Annotated in this window: 8 protein-coding genes; 2 read left to right on the forward strand and 6 right to left on the reverse strand. The window is 39.4% G+C overall.

Going from position 1 to position 5,668, the window contains the following annotated elements; translation table 11 throughout:
• From J0M15_16885 to J0M15_16895, 3 genes are all read right to left on the reverse strand, one after another.
• The coding region (locus J0M15_16885; GenBank protein MBN8538725.1) for a hypothetical protein at nt 1–218 on the reverse strand (218 nt) is incomplete at its 3' end.
• Entirely contained in the window at nt 215–856 is a 642-nt protein-coding gene (locus J0M15_16890) for a hypothetical protein (protein ID MBN8538726.1), read from the reverse strand. The genes J0M15_16885 and J0M15_16890, both read right to left, overlap by 4 nt.
• Before the next feature lie 2 nt (nt 857–858).
• Nucleotides 859–1,161 carry a helix-turn-helix transcriptional regulator gene (locus tag J0M15_16895; protein MBN8538727.1) on the reverse strand — a complete coding sequence of 101 codons (303 nt, stop codon included), beginning with the start codon at nt 1,159–1,161 and terminating at the stop codon, nt 859–861.
• A 257-nt stretch (nt 1,162–1,418) separates the two neighbouring features.
• On the opposite strand from J0M15_16895, the gene J0M15_16900 reads away from it, so the two are divergent.
• Nucleotides 1,419–2,687: a tyrosine-type recombinase/integrase gene (locus J0M15_16900; GenBank protein MBN8538728.1), complete on the forward strand. Its 1,269-nt coding sequence runs from the start codon at nt 1,419–1,421 to the stop codon at nt 2,685–2,687.
• A gap of 199 nt (nt 2,688–2,886) precedes the next feature.
• Here J0M15_16900 and J0M15_16905 read toward each other — a convergent pair whose 3' ends face one another.
• The 3 genes from J0M15_16905 to J0M15_16915 form a co-directional block, all read right to left on the reverse strand.
• Nucleotides 2,887–3,765 carry a PhzF family phenazine biosynthesis protein gene (locus J0M15_16905; protein ID MBN8538729.1) on the reverse strand — a complete coding sequence of 293 codons (879 nt, stop codon included), beginning with the start codon at nt 3,763–3,765 and terminating at the stop codon, nt 2,887–2,889.
• 124 nt (nt 3,766–3,889) lie between these two features.
• On the reverse strand, nt 3,890–4,387 hold the full coding sequence (locus tag J0M15_16910; GenBank protein ID MBN8538730.1) for a TlpA family protein disulfide reductase: 498 nt from the start codon (nt 4,385–4,387) through the stop codon (nt 3,890–3,892).
• A gap of 22 nt (nt 4,388–4,409) precedes the next feature.
• Nucleotides 4,410–4,862, reverse strand: a complete 453-nt coding sequence (locus J0M15_16915) for a group 1 truncated hemoglobin (protein ID MBN8538731.1) — start codon at nt 4,860–4,862, stop codon at nt 4,410–4,412.
• A 92-nt stretch (nt 4,863–4,954) separates the two neighbouring features.
• Here J0M15_16915 and J0M15_16920 point away from each other — a divergent pair, with 92 nt between their 5' ends.
• Entirely contained in the window at nt 4,955–5,497 is a 543-nt protein-coding gene (locus J0M15_16920) for a winged helix-turn-helix transcriptional regulator (GenBank protein MBN8538732.1), read from the forward strand.
• Nucleotides 5,498–5,668: the final 171 nt, after the last annotated feature.

Genomic DNA, 5,668 nt, shown 5'->3' on the forward strand with positions numbered 1-5,668 from the left:
TAAACTTGAAAAAGTAGACATGATTCAACAACTAGAACTTGACTTGTATGCAGCTTAGAAAATAAAAATAAAAAATCATTCTGGAGTATTTCTAAAAAGTTTCTACCAGAAACGGGACGCCATCCTTCGCGACAAAGCCACTGAGCAAATGTTGGTTGCGGCATTCCAATTAGTAGCGGGATCCACAGTGAAATCGTCGACTTTGAAGGGAAGATCATTTTAGTACTTTTGCATACGGCTCACACTCTATCATGGTCGCATTGCAAAATCGCATTTCTTGAATATCGAAGATCTTTTTGCTCCTAAGTTTGCCAAGTATTTTTACGGTGGAGCTTGTTCCTGGCGTTAAATTATCAATTAAGTAATCGATCATTTCTCTTTTTTCCTTGGGTACCGCCAAGCAAATCCAATCATTGTTGGTGTAAATGCAGGGGCCAGAAGTGGAATCGCCAATTGATCCGCAGTGAGCTTCTAGAACGCCTCGATCAGCGTTGTATTTCTTAACTTCGCATTTCAAAACAACAGATTTCCCAATGTACTTTTCCGGCGTTGCCTGAAGACGTCGATACGTAACTTCCACAGGACCATCGATAACCACTTTGTCGATATGTACAATGCCGCCATCCTTTTTACACTTCTCTACGTCTGGGTATATAATCACTTCTGTTTCTGCCTTGCATTTTAAGCTAATTTTGTCAGCGGTCTCGGCCGATTTCTCACAACCTATTAGTTTGTATTCTGGCTGCTTTGCAATCGAATCCTTAAACTCAACACATTCGTTTTTCTCATTCTTCTGGGTTAGTGAGAGTGCGAATGGCGTATAGATTAAAAGACTAAACAAAATTAAACATTTCATGACTACCCCTTAACCTTTTCGATATTTATTCGGTATTGCACACCGCGATCACTGAATGTTGTTGAGCTAATAGTTTGCTTCTCACTTTTTTCATCAAATAATATTTGCTCCAAAGTTAGACCAAGATAGTCAGCTAGTTTCTTTAAGTGCCACATGTTCTTGGCCGACGGTTTTCTAGAAGAAGAATACCAGTCATGAAGAATTGAAACGCTGATACCAATCTCCTTAGCTACACGAGATATGACTTTGCCTTTCAGTTCTCGTTGTAAAACTTGCGACAATTTAATTTCCTTTTTCATCTCCATAATGTTCTCTACAAAAACAGGAAACGACTTCCTATTTACGATAACTGATACCAACTTTCCGATATATCTAATTTTAAGCTGTAGTTAGGTCGGGGTACGCAAGTAACTGGAATATTTTATTTAAGTTGAGTAAAACTGGAAACGGGTGCTTGAGGCGCATCAAAATGATGTGATTTTCACATCCTCATTGGGTTCAACTTCCACCGCGTACAAAAACTCTGAACCTCGATAAAATATATTTTAAGAGCGAGGTGTTTATGGCTGTTGAAGTTAGAAAAAGAACCAAGGGTGAAGTTTATTATTCAATTGTCTTTTGGGATGGTGAAAAAAGAGTTCGGTTAAAGAAAGACTCCCATCCAACTTTCAAGACTCTTAAAGAAGCACAAGAGTGGGACAGGGCCAATGAAGCCATTCGCGATAGTGCCAAAACTCGAATAATGAGGCGTCTTCAATGGAAGACTCAGTACTATAAATTTGCTGAGCTTTCCGAGCAATACATTGAGAACTGCAAAAAGACGCAGCCTAATTCATGGAAAAATACACAGTTCTATCTAGAACACTATGTGATGCCATTTTATTTGGAGGTCAAAAAGTCCAATAACCCGAATAATTGGTCCATGCACTTTGAAGAGTTCAGGGATTGGTTGGAAGATGTCGCTATGACCGTCACAAGTCCAAAACGGTCCATCGCTTACTCAACTAAAAATCACGTGATTAAAACCTTGAACACCTTTCTTGACTATCTTTTGAGACGAAATCTTTTGGACAAATCCAACGTGTATAAAATGACTGGATTTCCAGCCTCAAAAATCAATATGAGATCGGCTGATGCCTTGATTTCAAAAGAAGAGTTCAACGCCATTTATGGAATTCTCCTAGATACAAACCCGTTGGTGGCCACGTTCTTCCAAACGGCTTATTACACCGGCATGCGGTTCAATGAAATTTATGGTCTTTCAATGGACGATATCTTTTCAGGAGAGTTGGATGACAAAGTACTCAAGACCGCATTGAGTGATCATGAAATGGATTACTTTGGGTATATCGTATTAGAAAGCCAACCTGCATTTAAAATCAGAAATCGACTGTCAAATGGATCCATTCCCCGGAAGCCCTTGAAGGGAAAACCAATCATCAATGAAAAATACAATCGCTTGATACCAATCATCGACAAAGATTGTTTCAATGCCTTGGTGAAACTCTATAAAATTCAAGAAGCCAAGTTCAAACAAAAACAATACGGATCCAACTTGAAAGACTATGTTTTGTTTGAAGACCTAACTTCAACAATGGCCGCAGTTGAATTAAGAATGGCTTATGAAAAGACAAAATTCAGTCAAAAGAGTTATCACTGTTGCCGCCACACAAGGTGCACTGAGCTGGTCGGCAATACTCGCGACTTTGTCTTAGCAAAATATTGGCTGGGTCATGCTCGCCAAGAAACCACCATGCGATATACCCACATTTATCAACAATCATCGCGATCGGCCAAACAGAAGCGGCAGAAGATTGAGTTGTTGGAATAAATGATGTTAATTTGTTCTCAGGAGTGCCGTTGAGTCGTATGTATCAAGAATTGACAAATTTTTGCAGAGTCTATTCTGATTTGCTGATTAGCGAACTGGGCGGGAAATCTGTTAAACAATCTTTAACCCCGATAAAGGCCAACACATAAGGCCGAAGAGTTTTCGCTGGTAAAATTTGAGTTTCTTTAAAAGTATTCATCTAAATTCGAATTTCGCCATCAATCACTGTTACTGCGGTACCACTGACCACCACAGATTGAAGATCGTTAAACTCGCCGACAGATTCAACTGACGCGCGACCAGGGCGACCCATCCAGTGGCCTTGCTCAGCGATAAATTTATTTTTTGTCATTAGACCGTATTTCCATATGAAAGCACCCATGCACCCTGTTGCTGAACCTGTGAACGCGTCTTCAAGAGTATCCGGCGGAGTACCCAAGTGGCGCGCAAAAGTGCTTGCATCTTTAGATTCGCCTGAAAGACAAAAAAAGTGTGGGCTAAAAAAATCAGATTTATCGCGGTAGTTTACATAAAGATCGACATTCATTTTCACTTTACGTAAAGCTTCTTTAGATTTAAGTGGTACAATCATCATCGCAGTTCCTGTTGAAACCGTTTGAATAGGAACTTCATCAATAAAATTGTCCTGTTTAAGATTAAAAATTTCCGCAATTATTTTAGGATCATGTTTGTATAAAAATTGAGGCTTCCTTTGAAACATGTGAATAAGCGTGCCCGCTTCAATTGATTCAATATCAACACGAATCGGCCCATCATTAAGTTCCAAAGAAATTGATTCCCTTTTTTTTGGCTTTTGAATCAAGCCGCTCTCAATAGCTGCATGAATTGACGCAATTGTTGGGTGCCCCGCTAAAGGGATTTCTCGTTCGGGGGTAAAATAGCGTGCTTTCAAACCATGATTCAAAGATTTCATGATGAATGCAGTTTCGGATTGATTCATTTCTTTTGCGATAGCCAACATTTGTTCGCTAGAAAGGTGATCCGCTCCTAAAAATACAGAGCAAGGATTACCGCCAAGTGGTTGATTTGTAAATGCATCTACTAATTTAAACTTCATTGCTAAACAACACTTGCAATATTTTTATCTTAATCAAGTATTCCTCTTAAATTCATCTTAGAATATTCCAAGTTCCTCATACGAAACTCAAAAAACACGCTTCATAAAATTCCTACAAATCATCCTAAGTTCTTGATTCGTTGAGTACACCACTGCTGGACGGATGCGCGGAAAGAGCAAGTTGGGTCAAAAGAGAGGACAAAACGATATCCTCAACTTTTCCAAACGCATTAATAACCAGTTTCCCATTACGGTCAAAAACAAGCCACGTTGGTGTACCCTGCATTTTATAATGATCCATAGTGCGTGGAATACGGTCGCTCGCAGAGGGCACGTCAATTCCAACTGGAAATTTGACCCTGAACTCATGAAGAAAGGCCTTCAAGGATACTTCCGCCATGGCCTCATGGTGTTCGAAAACAGTATGAAGGCCAACTACAGAAATTTGATCGCCATTAAAAGCTTCGTGAAGACGCTGTGCCTGAGGAATGCCATGTAGAATGCAACCTGGGCACAACATCTGAAAAGCATGTATCGCAACTACTTTTCCACTGAATGATTTTTCAGAAAAGTCTTTATCAACGTTCAACCATTTTTCTGCGAACAGTTTTATCTCACTCATTTACTTCTTCACCGAACTTTTCTTACTTTGTTTTTTCAACTATATCTTTTTGAGTTGACGCTGCTATCGCCATTAACTCGTCTTTTTCAGCTTTAGGAACTTTGAACTTGTCTAGTGTGGCCGCGAGATCGCCAGCAATTGCAGTGAATTCGTCTTCCGAAATTTTCATCCCTACGTGCGCAGTCTTCATATCGCGACCCTTGTACTCACTAGGGCCACCTGTAACTTGGACAATAAATGATGTGACTTGCTTTTTTAGATGAACAACGTCAAGTCCCTTATATTTTCCATCACGGAAAAAATTGACCTTAGGATTGGTGGCTGTCGTATTGACAAACGAATCTACAACTTTAGTAATTGCAGGGTGACCCCCAAGTCGCTCAAACAAAGATTTCTTTGCAGCTGATGGCTTTGTAGATTCGCCATGAGCGGTCAATGATAATAGAATACTTGCGACAATAAACAATGCTTTCATAAACACTTCCTTCTTTTTTGATTTGCTAATTTAGCTACACTATTGATGTCTTATCCCATTGTCAAATTAGTTTAGATTCGATACTATCAGTCATGATTGATTTTTTAGACGGAATCGCGCATCTTCTTGAACGACTTACCGCTGTACATCGAAATTTGCTTAGACGGTTTGCTGCAGAAGAGGGTCTACAGCTCGTGCATGTTGAAATCTTGCAGTACCTATCGATTTGTAACCGCTATTCTGATTCGACACAGGCCATTTCTGAATATCTAGGTCAAACCAAGGGCAGTATTTCACAAAGCCTGGGGCATCTTGAGGACAACGGATTTATAAAAAAAACTCAGGACAAGAATGATAAAAGAATCTTTCACGTCTCAATTTCCATAAAGGGGGTTGCAGTTAGCAATAGATTGATGAAGAGGATTAATCTCGATGACTCAAATGAGGTCGAACCAGTACTAAAAGCAATGCTGACATCCATTCAAAGGAAAAATGGACTAAGAGGATTTAACACATGTCTATCGTGCAAATTCAATCAGAACCCTAAGAAAAATACTTTTGTTTGCGGACTTACAAATGAAAGGCTGACCACGGGGGACGTTAAAAAGATATGCAGAGAGCATGAGCCACATTAAGATTCAGAGGCTCGGTTACAGTGCATATATAGGAAAATTCTAATCTGTAGAAGTTGGGATTTAATCTGACAGTTGCCCTTTTGTTCATCAATTTATTTTTAACTTTTTTAAAAAAATCTGTACTGTCAGTTCAAGTTTTGATTGATGGTTTTTTCTCTTGCTATTCTTAAT

The organism is Deltaproteobacteria bacterium (assembly GCA_017302835.1).
Classification (GTDB): Bacteria; Bdellovibrionota; Bdellovibrionia; order Bdellovibrionales; family Bdellovibrionaceae; genus UBA2316.

Bases quoted from the DNA above. Each gene is read 5' to 3' on its own strand.
- J0M15_16890 (MBN8538726.1), bottom strand. From the start codon at position 856: ATGAAATGTTTAATTTTGTTTAGTCTTTTAATCTATACGCCATTCGCA.
- J0M15_16895 (MBN8538727.1), bottom strand. From the start codon at position 1,161: ATGGAGATGAAAAAGGAAATTAAATTGTCGCAAGTTTTACAACGAGAA.
- J0M15_16900 (MBN8538728.1), top strand. From the start codon at position 1,419: ATGGCTGTTGAAGTTAGAAAAAGAACCAAGGGTGAAGTTTATTATTCA.
- J0M15_16905 (MBN8538729.1), bottom strand. From the start codon at position 3,765: ATGAAGTTTAAATTAGTAGATGCATTTACAAATCAACCACTTGGCGGT.
- J0M15_16910 (MBN8538730.1), bottom strand. From the start codon at position 4,387: ATGAGTGAGATAAAACTGTTCGCAGAAAAATGGTTGAACGTTGATAAA.
- J0M15_16915 (MBN8538731.1), bottom strand. From the start codon at position 4,862: ATGAAAGCATTGTTTATTGTCGCAAGTATTCTATTATCATTGACCGCT.
- J0M15_16920 (MBN8538732.1), top strand. From the start codon at position 4,955: ATGATTGATTTTTTAGACGGAATCGCGCATCTTCTTGAACGACTTACC.